We start from the raw sequence: 13,760 nt of genomic DNA, 5'->3' as shown, positions 1-13,760 counted from the left end.
ACCTTGCTCAGGGCGTGGCAAAAATCGAAGGATATACAAGCCGTGCATCGGCGCTCGCGGAAGACGAGCCGCTGGACTCGTTCTATCGTCCGGCAGCAGCTTCGTCCCGACCGCGGCCTGAGCTTCCTCTGCCCATTGATGAGGTGGAGACGGACCCCGGAGAATCGTTTCTCCGCTCGCGCAGGCGTGTGCCTGTGCGCCGGGGCCTGCTGCCCAAAAATCGGATCGCCCGGATTGCGGTTGGTTTCGCGGTCATCGCCGGTCTGGTGCTGCTCGTCATGCTTGGACTCGCCGTGCGCGACTTTTTCCGGCACGACCCGCGCTTCCGCATCGATAGCGCCTCCAACATTCAGATCCTGGGGAACAGCGAAGTGACGCGTGCGGAACTGCTTTCCGTCTTTGGCAGCGATATTGGGCGGAATGTCTTTTTTATCCCCATGGCGGAACGGCGGGCTGATCTCGAACGCCTGCCCTGGGTAGAGCACGCCACGGTGATGCGCCTGCTGCCCAATCAACTGCGTATCTCCATCGTCGAGCGTACCCCCATCGCCTTCGTGCGCCACGGCAATGGCATCGGCCTGGTGGATCGCAACGGAGTGCTCCTCTCCATGCCGCCTTCGGTCCTCGCCGCGAGACACTTCTCCTTCCCGGTGGTTACCGGAATCGAGGCCACCGACCCGCTCTCTATCCGTGCGGCCCGCATGAAGCTCTACCAGCGATTTGTCGCCGATCTCGACTCGGGCGGGGAAAAGGTCTCCGAGCAGTTGAGCGAAGTGGATCTGACCGATCCTGAGGATGTAAAGGTCCTCATGCCGGAGCGCGGCTCGGATGTTCTTGCCCACTTTGGAGAAGATAAGTTTCTCAGCCGATATAGGAATTACAAGGCTCATCTGCCGGAGTGGCGTCAGCAGTATCCCCACCTGGCGGCGGTGGACCTGCGTTATGAGCATCAGGTAGTCCTGGAGATGGAAAAGAATGCCCAGCCGGCTCCCCGGCAGGTACCCGAGACGAAAGCGCAGCCCGTGCGGAAGGCCGTGAAGCCGCACAGCACGCCGGCCCCACGGAAGGCGCATGCCAAAACCTCAACCCCGGCAGGTCACCGATGAGTGAACGACCCGATAGCCTGATCACCGTGCTCGATGTCGGCAGCAGCCGCATCCGTGTTCTGGTCGCTGACCTGAACGACGGCGCTTTGCGCTACCGCGGCCACGGCATCGTGGAATCGGCCGGCATGCGAAAGGGTCTCATTGCCGAACTCCAGCCTGCGATTCAGGCCATCACCAAGGCGGCCAATCTCGCCGAGGCCAGTGCCCGCTGCACCATAGAGCAGTGCGTGGTCGGCATCGGCGGTCCCCATGTTCGCGGAGTAAACAGTCGCGGCGGCATCACCCTTGGCTCGCGCCTGCGCGAGATCAGCCGCGAGGATGTGCGCGCCGCCATCGATCGCGCGCGCTCCGTCTCCCTGCCGCCGGACCGCGAAGTTCTCCACCTGCTGCCGCAGCAGTTCATCCTCGATGAGCAGCCGGGGATTCACGATCCTGTCGGCATGGTGGGCAACCGGCTTGAGGTGAACCTGCACATCTCCACCTGCTCCGGCAGCGCGTCGCAAAGCGTCATCACCTGCGCCAACCGGGCCGGACTCGAAGTGACGGAGACAGTCTTTGAAGCCGTGGCAACCGCCGAGGCCACCATATCGCCCGACGAGCGCGAGCTTGGCGTGTGTGTAATGGATATCGGCGCCGGATCGACCGAACTGGCGGTCTTCTTTGAGGGGTCGGTCGCGCATACCGCGGTCATCCCGGTGGGGGGAGATCACTTCACCAACGATCTGGCGGTTGGCCTGCACGTGCCAGTGCAGGAGGCGGAGATGCTGAAGTGCCGCTACGGAAATGCGGTCGTCACCTCCGTCTCGCAACAGGCAGAAATTGAATTGCAGGGAATTCAGGGCTATGCGCCGCGCATTGTGCGCCAGCGCCTGCTCAGCGAGATCCTCGAGCCCCGCGCCCGTGAGCTCTTCCACCTGCTGCGCGAAAACCTGCGTCAGGGAGGCGTCCTGGAAGCGATGGGCGCCGGTTGCGTCATTACTGGAGGCGGATCGCGCCTCCCCGGGCTCCTGGATGTAGCCGAGAGCCTGCTGCGCGTGCCGGCCCGCCTGGGCTACCCCGTCCCGTTATCGAAGATGCCGGAAGAGATTGTGCAGCCGGAGTTTGCGACGACTATCGGGATGCTGTTGTATACCCATCGCACCCGCATCCTGCGCGCGGCGGAAGATCAGGGCCTGCGCGCGAAGCTGCGCGCCATGTTTGCTGGTAGTTTGTAAAGAGTAACTGGTAGCCGAAGGAGCTGGAGCCAATGAGTCAGTCAGAAGAAATTCGTATTCAATATCACGACGAAATCCCCCGCGGAGCGAGGATCAAGGTCATTGGCGTGGGTGGCGGTGGTGGCAACGCGGTCAACCGCATGATTGCGGCCAAAGTCGAGGGCGTCGAGTTTATCGTGGCCAACACCGACGTGCAGGCGCTGCAGTTGTCGCAAGCTCCGGTGAAGCTGCAACTGGGCGTGAAGCTCACCAGCGGTCTGGGCGCAGGCGCCAATCCGGATGTGGGCCGGCGTGCGGCGCTCGAAGACTCCGACAAGATCATCGAAGCGCTGGAAGGCGCGGACATGGTCTTTGTGACTGCCGGACTCGGCGGCGGCACAGGCACTGGCGCGGCTCCCGTCATTGCTTCGCTGGCGAGCGAAATGGGCGCGCTGACGGTGGCGGTGATCACACGGCCGTTCTTCTTTGAGGGCAAGCGCCGCATGGCCCAGTCGGAACGCGGCATGGAGGAACTGCTCGAGAGCGTCGATACCATGATCGTGATCCCCAACGAAAAGCTGCTCGTCGTCGCCAAGGACGCCGGCTTCTTTGAGTCGTTCCGGATCGCCGACGATGTGCTGCGCCAGGGCGTGCAGGGCATCTCGGATATCATCACTATCCCCGGCATCATCAATCGCGACTTTGCGGACGTAAAGACAACCATGGCCGGCATGGGCTATGCGGTGATGGGAACGGCAATCGCTAGCGGCGGCAATCGCGCGGTAGAGGCGGCCCAGGCTGCGATGGCATCGCCTCTGTTGGAGGCGGGAGCGATCGACGGCGCCAAGGGCATCCTTATCAACATCAGCGGCTCCAGCAACCTGAAGCTCAGCGAGGTCAATGAGGCCTCCACGCTGATCCAGAGCGCCGCGCATGACGAAGCCAATATCATCTTCGGTGCCGTGCTGGACGAGTCGATGGGAGAACAGGTGAAGATCACCGTTATCGCCACCGGCTTCCGCCAGGATATGCCGCAGCGCCGGGTCCGGCTGCTTAGCGGCGCTCTGAATCCTGATCATTCGCTTGTTCCGCAGGTCCGGGTGGAACCACGGCCGGTCACGGCGAGGTTTATGTCGGAGGAAGAGGAGCAGCGGATGGAGACTCCTGTTCCGGCACAGGCACCACAGCCTTCCGCAGCCTTTGTGAGTGCGGAGCCGGCCCACTCGAGCGCAGAGGAAGCATTCTCCGCGCCAGCCGCTCCGGCTCCCCTGGTTGAGGAGGATTTGACCCCGGCCCACCCCGTGCAACCCGAGAGGATCGCCGAGCCTTTCGCGGAACCGCATGTTGAAGCGCATCCCGATCCCTGGGCTGAGGCGCCGGTCGAACAGAACCAGATTCCGGTAGCCGCCGTCACCGCAGAGCACGACCTCTTTCCCCGGGAGACACGCAGCATCTTTGGTGATTCCGATTCGGAGCAGGGAGCCGAGAACCTCGATATTCCTGCATTTCTGCGCCGCGGAGGCCTGTAGGTCACCGCGGAATTGTTATAGTAAAAGCACGACCTCAACATGGTAACCAGCCCGCAGTTACTTTTTGATTGCGGACCGCATCACTCCAATCGGAGTAGTGTTTTACATGGGGAGTGGTGTTGTTCCAAAGCTAAATGCTGAATCGAAGTGGGTTCGGCATGAGTCCCATATTTGTAGGATGTTCCCCGGTTGTATCTGTGCGTACGATTTATGCAGAGTGCCTGGGCGTCTGGAGAAGAGACGACTGATGAAACGCATAGGCGTATTGGTTTTTTTACTGCTGATCTGCGCGGCTCCGCTGGCGTTGCTGGCGAATACCCGCCACGCCACCTCTCCGCATAAAGCAAAGGGTTCCCATATTCAGGAATCCACCAGCGTTCAGCGCAATATCGCACATATGCAGCACCGCAGCCGTACCGCGGCAAGCCGCAGGGGACGCGGCCGGGCCCATCTGCGCAATGCCAGCCTCACGATTCGCCGCCACCGCAGCTATGAGCGGTTTACCGGCAACTCCTTCGCAGACGGTGTGAGCGACGGCGACCAGATACAGGGCGAGGATCCGGTGGTTCGTGCAGCCGCGATCGATGCGCTGGGCAACATGAACGGCACCGTGGTCGCGATCGATCCCAACACGGGCCGCATCCTGGCGATGGTGAACCAGAACCTGGCTCTCAGCAGCGGAGCCGAACCCTGCTCGACCATCAAGGTTTCTGTAGCGCTCGCGGCCCTTCAGGAAGGCATCATCACCAAGGACACCCCGGTGAATCTTGGCGGCAGCTACCACATGGACTTGACGCAGGCGCTGGCGCATTCGAACAACCTGTATTTTGAGACTCTCGGGCGCCGACTTGGATTTGAGCGCGTCCGCCACTATGCCAATCAATTCGGCCTGGGAGAATTGGCCGGATACAACATTCCCGGTGAACAGCTCGGTGTCTATCCGGATCAGGAACTTCCTGCCAGTGAGGGCGGCGTGGGCCGCATGTGCTCCTTCGGTGAAGGGGTTTCCATGACCCCGCTCCAACTTGGCGCTCTGGTTTCGGCCATTGCCAACGGAGGAACGCTCTACTATCTGCAGCATCCCACCTCACCGGAAGAGGTAAGCAACTTCCACCCGCGCGTCAAGCGCACGCTGGATATCGCGCGCATCATTCCCGAGATCAGCGATGGCATGCATGCCGCCGTGCAGTATGGCACCGCCCGCTCTCTGCGGACCAGCTTCAACCAGTTTCCGGTGTTGGGCAAGACGGGAACCTGCTCGAATAATGGCACCCGCTACGGCTGGTTTGCCTCCTATGCGGATACGCAATACGGACGCATTGTCACCGTCTTCTTCCTGCAAGGCGGACGGCCTACCTTTGGACCCAAGGCCGCCGAACTTACCGGGCATTTCTACCGTAATTTGTGGGATCACAGCTACTTCGCTGCGAAGTCCCCCGCTACCGAGAAGTCCGCAGTGCAGGAACTCAACGGCGCTTCGCAATAAGCCTCTGCACCTGGCTTGCATCCAGCTTGTGATACTCAAGGTAGTAACAACAAGGCCCTCATTTGAGGGCCTTGTTGTTTGATTGGAGCGGATGTCTACGGATCGCCGCGTGCCCCATGTTTGCGATTTGCGGTAGCATTCAGGTGCAATGAAGATCCTTACCGCGGACGAGATGCGTTCCACCGATCAGCGCACGGTGGAGCAGTTTGGCGTGGATTCGCTGACTCTGATGGAACATGCGGGAACCGCAGTAGCTCAGTTTATTGTGCGTGAGTATCCTGCCCACCTGCGCATCACTGTGCTGTGCGGAGGCGGCAATAACGGCGGCGATGGTTTTGTTGCTGCAAGGCTGCTGCGGCGTGTCGGGCACGAGGTCTCGGTTCTTCTGCTCGCCGATCCCGCCGACGTGAAGGGCGATGCTCGTACCATGCTGGGGCGGATGAGCCTGACCCCGACAGTTGTGCGCCAGGCGGCGGATCTTGAATCTCCCGAGGTGAGGGATCTTTTTCATCAATCCCAGTTGTTTGTAGATGCTGTTCTGGGCACCGGATTCAAGCCTCCGCTACGACCTCTTGCGGCCCAGGTCGGCACCATGATCAACGCATCTGCGGTTCCGGTTGTCGCGGTCGATCTCCCGAGCGGCTGGGATGCGGATACTCGCTTGTTACAGGCTCCGGGAGCCTTCCGCGCAGATGCGGTTGTCACCTTTACCGCACCCAAGCCGGCACATATTTTCGGCAATCTGACGCGTGGCCCCATCGTGGTCGCAGCTATTGGATCGCCGTCCGATGCGATCCAGTCCGCTGCCAATCTCAGTTGGGCGGGCTCTTCCAAGAAGATCGTCGAGCAGCCTCGCCCGGTGGAGAGCAACAAGGGAGCCTTCGGCCATGTACTGGTGATTGGCGGCTCTAAGGGAAAATCGGGCGCTCCGTCGATGGCCGCCCTGGCCGCGTTGCGCGCCGGAGCAGGCCTGGTTACCGCGGCGATTCCCGATTCAATTCTGGCATCTGTTGCGGGCGTCACTCCGGAGCTGATGACGGCTCCGTTGATCGAGGGGAAGTATGGCGAAATCGTCTGTCGCAACCTTGAAGCCGGCAACCTCAAACCCTTGCTGGAACGTAAGACCGTAGTAGCCCTCGGTCCCGGTCTGGGACGGGAGCAGGAGGCCGCGGACTTCGCCATGGGTTTGCTGAACGAGACCAGCCTGCCTATGGTGATCGACGCCGATGGGCTCAATGCATTCGCGGATGGGCACACGGATCTGCTGGACGGACGCGATCGCACGCTGATTCTAACTCCGCATCCGGGGGAGATGGCGCGGCTGGTTGGCATGACCATACCCCAGGTGCAGGAGCGGCGTGAAGAAGTGGCGCGGGATTTTGCCGTGGGCCACTCCGTCACCCTGGTGCTGAAAGGGCATAGAACCCTGGTTGCGCACCCCGACGGGAGCATCAGCGCGAACACCAGCGGCAACCCAGGAATGGCGAAGGGAGGCAGCGGAGACGTTCTCACCGGCATTGTCGCCGCGATGATCGCGCAGTATCCTGAAGACGTCCCTAACGCTGTCAATACTGCGGTCTATCTCCACGGGCTTGCCGCCGACTTCGCCGTGCGCGAACAGGACGAGCATACGCTGCTGGCGACGGACATAATCGCAGCACTATTTCACGCATTTCGCTTTCGGCCTCAGGATAAAGACGGGTATGTTTGGATACAGGGGATCAGTCGCGAAGCAGTTACCAGGACGCAGTAGAAGCAGAGTTGCTCAGAACGTGGAGAAGTCGATGGCGGAAACGGCGGACATCAAGGTTTACGAATTCGAGTCAGCGAGCAGTGCGGAGACGATTCAGGTGGGCCGCGAGCTGGCCAAATTGCTGGTGCCCCCGAAGTTTCTGATTCTGCGAGGCAACCTCGGAACCGGCAAAACCACGCTGGTCAAAGGGATTGCCCAGGCCCTCGATGCTGCCGACCCCGATGAGGTCACCAGCCCCACGTTCACGCTCATCCACGAATTTGAGGGCACCCGCAACGGAAAGCCGGTGCTGCTTTACCACCTGGATCTCTACCGCATTGAGGGCGAGCGCCAGTTGGAAACACTGGGTCTCGATGACATCGCGACACCCGACAGCATCGTGCTGGTGGAGTGGGGAGAGAAGTTCAAGAGCGTGCTGAAGCGAAGCAACGGCGAGATCCGCCTGGAAGCCACCGGCGGCGATACCCGCAAAATCACCGTCACGCTGAAGGATTAGGGTGGGTCCTTTGTTTCGCTGGGAGAAGCAGGTCCTTCGCTTCGCTCAGGATGACAAAGAGGGCGATTACGTCCTTCGCTTCGCTCAGGATGACAAGGGTGGGGCGCTCGGGCGCAAAGTCCACACTCATGCAGCGGAGAGGCAGTCAGCGATACAGACTCTCGTTCGCTGACTCGCTGACTGCTTCGGCTGACTTGCTGCTTCTTAAAATCCCATGATGTTGTAGCCGCAATCCACGTAGATCGTCTCGCCGGTGATCGCAGAGGAAAGATCCGACGCCAGGAACACTGCCGTATCTCCAACCTCGGCCTGCTCGACATTGCGCTTCAACGGAGCGCGGTCGGCATGCAGCTTCAGCATGTCGCCCAGTCCGCCAATGCCGCGAGCGGCCAGCGTCTTGATGGGGCCTGCCGAAATCGCGTTGACGCGGATACGGTGCTTGCCCAGGTCATAGGCCAGGTACCGCACGGTCGACTCCAGTGCTGCCTTGGCCACGCCCATCACGTTGTAGTTCAGCATGACTTTTTCCGCGCCGAGGAAGGTCATGGTGATAATGCTGCCGCCATCGGTCATCAGGGGAGCTGCGGCGCGGCTCAGCGCGATCAGCGAATACACGCTCACATCGTGCGCGATCCGGAAGCCCTCGCGCGATGTCTGCACGAACTCGTTCTTCAAGTCTTCCGCCGGAGCATAGGCTACGCTGTGCACCAGCACATCCAACTTGCCAAAGCGCTCCTTCAGCCGGGCAAACAGGTTGTCAATCTCGGCGTCCACGGATACGTCGCACTGGAAGAGTTCCGCGCCCGGCAGTTCCGCTGCCAGGTCCTCGGCGTCCTTCCGCAGGCGCTCGTTCTGGTAGCTGATTGCCAGTTTCACGCCGTTAGCGTGCAGTTTTTGGGCGATGGCCCAGGCGATGCTGCGCTTATTGGCTAATCCGAAGACGACCGCCGTGCGCCCCTCAAGGTTGATCATTCTTTCCAACTCCTTCACTTGCAAAAAATAAAAATATTTAGTCTTACACGGCGGGGCTCTGGCCGCGCTCGCACGACCATATAAGAATATCAGCCACCGAGATCGACGAGCTCCACCTCTCCCATCGGCTGCCCCAGAAATGCCGCGCCCAGGCGGCGGAATTTCGCCACCGAGTCGGTAGCAAAGAAGCGGCTGGTTGCCGGGCCGGCACTGGCGTCAGGAACCGCGCCCACCGCTGCAAGCTGCCGCCGCGTTTCAAGGGCGGTCATCTCCGCAGCATCGACGACGTTCCACGGAACCGTCTTTTCGATCACCGGGCGCAGTAGAGGGTAGTGGGTGCAGCCCAGCACCAGAGTATCCGGCGACAATCCCGCGGCTGACGCCTCGGCGGCCAGTTCGGAGAGGTAGATCCGCACCACCTCCGCCGTTACCGGATGGCCGACCCAGCCTTCCTCTACCAGCGGCACCAGCAGCGGGCATGCCTTCTCCAGCGCGTTCAGGCCAAGGTTGCGGCTGGCTGTCCGGTAGGCGTGGCTCTGCACCGTTGCATCGGTGCCGATCACGAGGATGTCGCCGCTGCGGCTAGTCTTCTTCGCCTGGCTCACGCCGGGTTCGATGACGCCAAGGACCGGGACGGGGACGGCGGCGCGAATATCTTCGAGCGCCAACGCGCTGGCGGTATTGCAGGCGATCACCAGAAACTCCGCACCCTGGTCCAGCAGGAAGCGGGCGCTCGATACGGCATAGCGGGCGATTGTGGCCTGCGATTTTGAGCCGTATGGCAGCCGCGCAGTGTCTCCCAGATAGATGTATTGCGCACCAGGAATGCTGGGCAGGAGCGTCTTCAGAACCGTCAGGCCGCCAAAGCCGGAGTCGAATACGCCGATTCTGGGGCCGCTGTGCGAAGCTCCGCGGTCTGGTCCATTGCGATCAAGAGTTGAAGGGCCGAGGGTTGTAGGGCTGATGGCGGGCGAGCTTGGTTCTGTCAACGGCGGACCTCGACGGATTTATCTTCTGCCAGATACACGCGCGTCAAGTCGGCATGTCCAGCCAGCGTCTCCCGTGGCTGTCCATCGACCAGGAAGCGGACCTGGGTTATCTGCGGGAAGTTGGTGTGGAGCGTGCCAATGATGGAGAGCAGCGTCAGCGTCTCCGTTTCAATGCCGGAGGGATGCCCGTCGACGAAGGCTCCGCTCAGGTTCACCACCGCCATCTCCCCCTTCTGGCGCGGCACCGGCATCAGGAAGACCTCTCCAGCCCCGCCGCTGGCACCGATGTGGTGCGTGGATTGCGGTTCGGCGTAACCGGCCAGAAGCCGCTGCAGCAGGATGCGGGCGCGTGCCCCTGCCTCCTCCGGCAGCGCGATCTGTTGATCTACCGGGGTCAGCGATCCATCGGCATCATTGGCGACGAGCATGGTCACGGTTTCTGCGGGCGCAGCGGCAGGAGCGTTCAGCGGCATCTGGTCCGCTGTGGCAAGCAGGCGGTCATGGGCGCGCTCGCGCAGGCGGATGAGTACGACCGACATCAGGATGGCCGCTCCCAACAGAACCCAGAAGATGATTTTCTGGTAGCGCGGAATCATGGCTGCTGCCTCCAGTCTTCCCGCCACTGCTGGATGGCCCCGGCCAGCGCATCCACAATGCGGGCCTGGTAGCTGGCGTCGGACAGCGGTGCTCCCGGGCTGCCCTTGACTGCTGCCAGCGGTGCAACCTCGACCGCAACCGCCGGGCAGGCAAAGCTATCCAGCGGCTCGATAGAGGTTCGGCCCAGGCTTACCGGCACCTGCGCGTGCGCCATGGCGGAGTTGATCTCCGACGACAATCGCAGGCTCTGGGTTATGGACCCGGATTGTGCCGTTTGCCAGGGAAGGAAGCGGCTTCCTGGCTGAGTCGCCGCCAGAGAGGAGGTAAACAGGTGTACGCCGCTGCCGGTGGCGGTGGCATGAAGGCTGATGCATGCGGCGGCTACTGCGTGGTTTGCTGCCTCCGCGCGGTTCACCGCGGTAAGATTTGCATCGCTCTCCCGCGTGGTGGTCACCGCGATGCCTCGCGCCGACAGAATCGACCGCAGCCGCACCGAGAGAGCCAGAACGACGTCTTTCTCCAGCAGGCGATCCCCCAGGCGCGCCCCGGTATCGCTGCCTCCGTGCGCGGCATCCAGCACCACCTGAAAACGCGGTTGCACGGGCGGCGGAGGGGCGGAGGGAAATGGCGCGGGAAGCGGAGCCGCCGGAATAGCCGGTTTGCTCTGCACTGCTGGAGCCTGCTGCGCAGGAGCGGCAATCGCGCCGCTCAGGACCAGCAATACAAGAAGGAAGAGGGGCAGAACGGCCCTGGGCCGGAAACGTAGGCGAGCCTTGCCGGTTGCGATATTGGCTACCGGTGCAACACGCGCAGATTCCTTAGCCCGGCGCAGCTCAGTCCAGGGCATAGATCGTAAGCCCGCTCAGCAGCTTGGGGAAAAAATCGGTAGATTTCTGCGGCATCACGTCACCGGCAAAGGCTACTTCACGGATCTGGTTTATGGTCACTGGATTCATCAGGAAGGCCACGCTCGCCTCGCCTCGAACTACCTGTTCGATTGCCTCACCACCCTCGCGCAGGTAGCGCAGGTTGCGCTGCTCCAGGATCGCCTGGGGGGTAATCCCCAGCAGCTTTTCCAGCACCAAGGAGTGCAGTTGCACCACGTCCATCTGGCGCTGGCGCTCCGGAACGTCGGCCAGGGCAGCCGCGATTGCCGCGGGCCGCGACTTCAAGAGAAAATTCCCCGCTGTGGTTGCGGCGATAAACGCGGTGCCATTTTTTCTCGCGGCGGAGAGCCGCGCCTGCAGTGCGGCGGAGTCGCTCTCGCTCAGTGCTTCGACGTCGAAATATGGCTTTGCCTTCTCCAGAAAATCGGCTGGCGAGAAGCCCTCCAGCCCAAACACAACGCGGTGCGTTGGCAGAATGACCAGCCCCTCCGAATCCATGTTGACGAACGTCATCATCACCGCCGCTTCCGGATAGGGTGGCTGCGGCAGGGAATTCGAACTGCGCTCGCTGCCTTCTGCCGTCGCCGGAGCGTGCTGCTTGGAGTAGGCCAGCGCAGTCTCATAACGGTGATGGCCATCCGCAATGATCAGCTTCTTGTCCGCCATCGCGCTCAGTAGAATGTTGATCGTGTTCGGATCGCTGACCCGGGAAATGCGATGCGAGACACCATATTCATCCGTCACTTCGGCCTCGGGGCTGGCATCTTCGGAGGAGAGAATCTTGTCCGCCATCTGCGCCGGATCGGAGTACAGCATGAAAATCTGCCCGAAATGGGCATGCGTTGCCTTCAGCAGATTCAGGCGGTCCGACTTTGGCTTTGCGAGAGTCTGCTCGTGGCGAAAGACTACCTGCTGGCTGTAGTCATACAGCTTCCCCAGCGCGATGAATCCCTTGCGCTCGCATACTGCTCCATTGCCTCCGGGGACGGGAAACCGCTGCGTATAGGCAAAGATAGAAGGGGTCTGGTCCTGCACCAGAATGCCCGTCCGGCGCCACTCGGAGAAATCTCTCGCTGCGCGGGTATAAACGTTTTCGCCCTCCGGAGTGTCAAACAATTCCGGCAGCCCGAGGATGATGCGAACCAGGTTGTAGGGGCTGCGCTGGTAGTACGCCTGTTGCATTGAGGGAGTGATCTTGTCATAGGGCTGGGTAACCACGTCTTCCAGCCGTACCAGTGCAGGATTGTAGCGCAGAGCGCGAAATGGATAGATGCGGGCCATACGAGGGATCGAACTCCAGGGTTGGGTAAAGGACCGGGAAAAGGTCTATCTACAACGGGTTAAAATTTGCTCGCTCGATTGTAACGCAGCGACGGATGCCCACGCTGGAGCATGCCACTCCGGCGTGCGCAGATCGAATCCTGCTCGTCATGGGCGGCGTACTTTGCTGCTGGAGTGCTGTTCCTTCCCCGGCATCATGCGGCCTTTTTCTTCGCATCCAAATATACGGGGACAGGATGGTAAAGCGAAGGCACGCGATATAGGAACGTCGTGCTACTATTCGCCAACGAGGGCTCAGTTTTATGGCGCTCATCAGGGGTTTTACAGGTCCACGGGGCAAGGGATTTCTCGCTGGAATCGCCACCGCCAGCACGCTGTCGAGCATGTCTTCCCCAGGCTTCGGCACTTCACATTGTGGCACCAGCTACGGCGCTCTGCGCATGCGCCTTGTGATGATGGGATTGGCGCTTGCGCTGGCCGGCGCCCTTCCACTCCGTGCCCAGGAAGATACTCTTAACAAAGTACACATTGATCCTCCAGTCCCCCCGCCAGCAACCGCCGCTTCACCGGCAACCGCTCCAACGGAACCAACCGTCGCAGCGGCGGATGCATCGTCTCTCCGCGCCAGGCCGGGGCAGCGCATTCGCGTGGACGTCAACCTCGTCCTGGTGCCGGTCACGGTCACCGATCCGCTCAACCGGCTGGTCACCGGACTGGATAGAGAAGATTTCTTTGTTTACGACAACAACAGTCTGCAGAAGATCAAAAGCTTCTCCTGCGAAGACGCCCCTGTCTCGATAGGGATCGTCTTCGACTTGAGCGGGAGCATGTCCAACAAAGTGGCGCGGGCCAAGGACTCCATTATCGAGTTCCTCAAGACCGCGAATCCGCAGGATGAATTCTTCGTCATCGGATTTAATGACCGTCCTGAGCTGATCGAGGACTTCACCTCATCTATCGAGGACATACAAGCCCGTCTGATGACGGTTCGGGCGGGACACCGCACCGCCTTGCTCGATGCCATTTATTTCGGGATGAACAAGATGAAGCAGGCCAAATATGAGCGCAAAGCCATCCTGGTGGTCAGCGACGGGGGCGATAACCGAAGCCGCTACACCGAGGGCGAGGTGCGCTCGCAAGTCCGTGAAGGAGATGTGCAGATGTACTCCATCGGCATCTTTGACCCCTATGCGGCCACGACGGAAGAGAAGCTCGGACCCATGCTTTTGCAGGAGTTAAGCGAGGAGACGGGCGGCCGGCTGTTCAAAGTTGACGATCTCGCGGACATGGGCGATATGGCGATCAAGATCAGCGTTGAGCTGCGAAACGAATATGTGATCGGCTACAACCCAAATGACACCAAGCGGGACGGCAAGTGGCGTAAATTGAAGGTAAAGCTGGTGCCGCCCCAGGGACTGCCCCCGCTTACCGTCCATGCCCGAACCGGATACTATGCACCTCTGCAGTAATC

General features: G+C 61.1%; 12 protein-coding genes. 7 read left to right on the top strand and 5 right to left on the bottom strand.

All coding sequences use genetic code 11. The annotated features are described in order from the left end of the window. Positions 1-14: 14 nt before the first annotated feature. From VM554_06785 to tsaE, 6 genes are all read left to right on the top strand, one after another. Positions 15-1,106 (top strand): FtsQ-type POTRA domain-containing protein, encoded by a 1,092-nt coding sequence (locus tag VM554_06785; GenBank protein HVJ08071.1) that lies wholly within the window; start codon positions 15-17, stop codon positions 1,104-1,106. Continuing rightward, complete coding sequence (ftsA, locus tag VM554_06780) at positions 1,103-2,320, top strand: cell division protein FtsA (protein ID HVJ08070.1); 1,218 nt, start codon at positions 1,103-1,105, stop codon at positions 2,318-2,320. The genes VM554_06785 and ftsA overlap by 4 nt, the downstream gene beginning before the upstream one ends. 32 nt (positions 2,321-2,352) lie before the next feature. Next, a complete protein-coding gene (gene ftsZ, locus VM554_06775) occupies positions 2,353-3,828 on the top strand; it encodes a cell division protein FtsZ (protein ID HVJ08069.1) in 1,476 nt (491 codons plus the stop codon). Between the two features lie 247 nt (positions 3,829-4,075). Next, on the top strand, positions 4,076-5,314 hold the full coding sequence (locus tag VM554_06770; GenBank protein HVJ08068.1) for a penicillin-binding transpeptidase domain-containing protein: 1,239 nt from the start codon (positions 4,076-4,078) through the stop codon (positions 5,312-5,314). A gap of 148 nt (positions 5,315-5,462) precedes the next feature. Next, entirely contained in the window at positions 5,463-7,067 is a 1,605-nt protein-coding gene (locus tag VM554_06765) for an NAD(P)H-hydrate dehydratase (protein HVJ08067.1), read from the top strand. Between the two features lie 31 nt (positions 7,068-7,098). Beyond that, positions 7,099-7,563, top strand: a complete 465-nt coding sequence (gene tsaE / locus VM554_06760; GenBank protein ID HVJ08066.1) for a tRNA (adenosine(37)-N6)-threonylcarbamoyltransferase complex ATPase subunit type 1 TsaE — start codon at positions 7,099-7,101, stop codon at positions 7,561-7,563. A gap of 204 nt (positions 7,564-7,767) precedes the next feature. Here tsaE and VM554_06755 read toward each other — a convergent pair whose 3' ends face one another. From VM554_06755 to VM554_06735, 5 genes are all read right to left on the bottom strand, one after another. Continuing rightward, positions 7,768-8,535, bottom strand: coding sequence for an enoyl-ACP reductase (locus VM554_06755; GenBank protein HVJ08065.1), 768 nt, complete (start codon positions 8,533-8,535; stop codon positions 7,768-7,770). Between the two features lie 89 nt (positions 8,536-8,624). After that, complete coding sequence (murI, locus tag VM554_06750) at positions 8,625-9,524, bottom strand: glutamate racemase (protein ID HVJ08064.1); 900 nt, start codon at positions 9,522-9,524, stop codon at positions 8,625-8,627. Next, positions 9,521-10,120, bottom strand: a complete 600-nt coding sequence (locus tag VM554_06745) for a GerMN domain-containing protein (protein ID HVJ08063.1) — start codon at positions 10,118-10,120, stop codon at positions 9,521-9,523. Before VM554_06745 ends, murI begins: the two co-directional genes overlap by 4 nt. After that, the gene (locus VM554_06740; protein ID HVJ08062.1) at positions 10,117-10,968 is read right to left on the bottom strand and encodes an N-acetylmuramoyl-L-alanine amidase; all 852 of its coding nucleotides are present in this window, start codon (positions 10,966-10,968) and stop codon (positions 10,117-10,119) included. Before VM554_06740 ends, VM554_06745 begins: the two co-directional genes overlap by 4 nt. Further along, a complete protein-coding gene (locus VM554_06735) occupies positions 10,955-12,289 on the bottom strand; it encodes a DUF1015 domain-containing protein (GenBank protein HVJ08061.1) in 1,335 nt (444 codons plus the stop codon). Before VM554_06735 ends, VM554_06740 begins: the two co-directional genes overlap by 14 nt. Positions 12,290-12,591: 302 nt before the next feature. Between VM554_06735 and VM554_06730 the strand changes: the two genes are divergently transcribed. After that, on the top strand, positions 12,592-13,758 hold the full coding sequence (locus VM554_06730; protein HVJ08060.1) for a VWA domain-containing protein: 1,167 nt from the start codon (positions 12,592-12,594) through the stop codon (positions 13,756-13,758). The last annotated feature ends 2 nt before the right edge of the window (positions 13,759-13,760 follow it).

The sequence above is a fragment of the Acidisarcina sp. genome, from assembly GCA_035539175.1.
Classification (GTDB): Bacteria; Acidobacteriota; Terriglobia; order Terriglobales; family Acidobacteriaceae; genus JANXZS01.
The sequence above is the reverse complement of the archived record's forward strand: the minus strand, read 5'-3'. Positions and strand labels throughout refer to the sequence as shown.

Coding starts and splice junctions, on each gene's coding strand:
- ftsA (HVJ08070.1), top strand. CDS start 1,103: ATGAGTGAACGACCCGATAGCCTGATCACCGTGCTCGATGTCGGCAGC.
- ftsZ (HVJ08069.1), top strand. CDS start 2,353: ATGAGTCAGTCAGAAGAAATTCGTATTCAATATCACGACGAAATCCCC.
- VM554_06770 (HVJ08068.1), top strand. CDS start 4,076: ATGAAACGCATAGGCGTATTGGTTTTTTTACTGCTGATCTGCGCGGCT.
- VM554_06765 (HVJ08067.1), top strand. CDS start 5,463: ATGAAGATCCTTACCGCGGACGAGATGCGTTCCACCGATCAGCGCACG.
- tsaE (HVJ08066.1), top strand. CDS start 7,099: ATGGCGGAAACGGCGGACATCAAGGTTTACGAATTCGAGTCAGCGAGC.
- VM554_06755 (HVJ08065.1), bottom strand. CDS start 8,535: ATGATCAACCTTGAGGGGCGCACGGCGGTCGTCTTCGGATTAGCCAAT.
- VM554_06745 (HVJ08063.1), bottom strand. CDS start 10,120: ATGATTCCGCGCTACCAGAAAATCATCTTCTGGGTTCTGTTGGGAGCG.
- VM554_06740 (HVJ08062.1), bottom strand. CDS start 10,968: ATGCCCTGGACTGAGCTGCGCCGGGCTAAGGAATCTGCGCGTGTTGCA.
- VM554_06735 (HVJ08061.1), bottom strand. CDS start 12,289: ATGGCCCGCATCTATCCATTTCGCGCTCTGCGCTACAATCCTGCACTG.
- VM554_06730 (HVJ08060.1), top strand. CDS start 12,592: ATGGCGCTCATCAGGGGTTTTACAGGTCCACGGGGCAAGGGATTTCTC.